The organism is Rhizobacter sp. P2_H2 (assembly GCF_056403375.1).
On record NZ_JBFUFP010001322.1, the window covers coordinates 1 to 1305 of the forward strand.

A 1305-nucleotide genomic window follows, 5' to 3' on the forward strand; every position below is an offset into this window, starting at 1 on the left:
CCGCATGGGTGCGCTCCCACGGCGCATAGCCGACCGGCCCCGCCGGGTCCACCCCCGCCTGCTGCAGCAGCAGGTCGAGCAGCAGCCGCGTGCCCGACCCCGGATCCCGGCTGACGAAGCGCACATCCACGCGCGCCAGGTCGGACACGCCCTGGATTCGCAAGGGATTGCCCTTCTGCAGCATCAAGCCCTGCCGCCGCGTGCTCACATCGATCAGCATCTGCTCGCCCGGCCTCAGCCACGGCCGGTAGTGCTCCACGCCCGCCGCTTCGAACTCGCCCTGCGGCACGTGCACGCCCGCCACGTCGCACTGCCAGCTCGACACCGCCGACACCGCCTCGATCGCGGTGCAGTACTTCCATTCGAGCTGCATGCCGTCGGCCAGCAACTGCTGCTGCAGGATCTCGATCGAGAACCCGTGGCTCGCATGCAGCCGCAACACCGCCGGCGGCTCCTGCATCGCCTGCGCGATCTCGGCCTCCAGTTCCGAGGCGATCGATTCGAACAGCGGCGTCAGCCGCGCCGCGATGCGGTGGTCGGCCCACACCAGCTTCTCGCCCAGCGGCGCCAGCGTCGAGTTGCGCCCGGGCGACATGCGCAGCAGCGGCGCACCGAACAGCTCATGGCCCTGCCGCACCATCTGCCATGCATGGCGGTACGACAAGCCGCTCACCTCGCAGGCACGCGCCAGGCTGCCGTGCTGCTGCACGAGGCGCAGCAGTTCGATGAGCCGCGGCATCAGCGTGCCGCTGCCCTCGCGGCTCACCGTCCACTGCGGCTTGATGGTGAATTTGTTCACGAATTACGGCCTTATCGTTTTCCTGCCCATGTAAGCGATTGCTTGTTCACAGGCCTATGTCCGCGGCATCATATTGCCGCCACGCCGGCCCCTGCCTACAGTCGGAGCCTGCGTGTCACTGCAGCATCAAGCCCCGTGCGAGCCCGGCGGGACCTTGAATACCGATACTCACAAACCCGGGAGCAAGAATGTCCACAACCACGGCGGATTCGACAGCATCCGCGCCAGCCCCTGCCGCTGGTCTGCTCGACAAAGAGCGCACCATCGCAGGCCCTGGCTTCAATCGTTGGCTCGTCCCACCGGCCGCCCTGGCCATCCACCTCTGCATCGGCATGGCCTATGGCTTCTCGGTGTTCTGGTTGCCATTGTCGAGGGCGCTGGGCATCAAGGAAGCCATCAAGTGCGGTCCTGAGGTCGGCTTCTTCGCCGAATTGTTCACCACCACCTGCGACTGGAAGGTCTCCACGCTCGGCTGGATGTACACCCTGTTCTTCGTGTTCCTCGGC

At 66.4% G+C, this 1305-nt stretch carries 1 protein-coding gene and 1 pseudogene; one reads left to right on the forward strand and one right to left on the reverse strand.

What is annotated here, in order from left to right; all coding sequences use genetic code 11:
- Positions 1-799: substrate-binding domain-containing protein (locus AC1D15_RS32755; RefSeq protein ID WP_477829346.1), on the reverse strand; the 799-nt coding region annotated here is incomplete at its 3' end.
- 188 nt (positions 800-987) lie between these two features.
- Between AC1D15_RS32755 and AC1D15_RS32760 the strand changes: the two are divergent.
- Positions 988-1305: pseudogene (locus tag AC1D15_RS32760) on the forward strand (MFS transporter); the annotation flags it as partial.